Raw genomic sequence first — 350 nt, 5'->3', positions numbered from 1 at the left:
CGATACGGATTCCCGGGGCAGCCTGGGATAATGCAGTGATCTTGATTCTAAATTGGTTCCAACAGCCTGATCGGTGAAATCAACACCGGATAGTCCTAGGTCTGTGGTAGGTAAGCCGCGGCTGGAGCGGTTAGGTCAATTCCTATGGTGACGTCCGCACCGAAGCCCCTGTACATCCACTGGACCTAGCCAGGCATCAAGAGTTTGGACGCAATGGGGAGAAGCGGCATACGCGGCCTAGACGAAAGAAGAGCTCACACGACGCGGCCACCCAGACGGGCGACCTGCCACATTCGACACCCATATCGACAACGAGTGGAACCCCAGCTTAGGCATAAGAAAAGGCTGGG

General features: G+C 56.0%; 1 pseudogene. It reads left to right on the top strand.

What is annotated here, in order from left to right:
* Positions 1–158: 158 nt before the first annotated feature.
* A pseudogene (locus HMPREF2698_RS13005) lies at positions 159–350 on the top strand (IS256 family transposase); the annotation flags it as partial.

Origin of the sequence: Corynebacterium sp. HMSC072A02, from assembly GCF_001810085.1 — a bacterium.
Taxonomy (GTDB): Bacteria; Actinomycetota; Actinomycetes; order Mycobacteriales; family Mycobacteriaceae; genus Corynebacterium; species Corynebacterium hesseae.
Note: the sequence above shows the minus strand (reverse complement) of the source record. Positions and strands in the feature narration are given on the sequence as shown.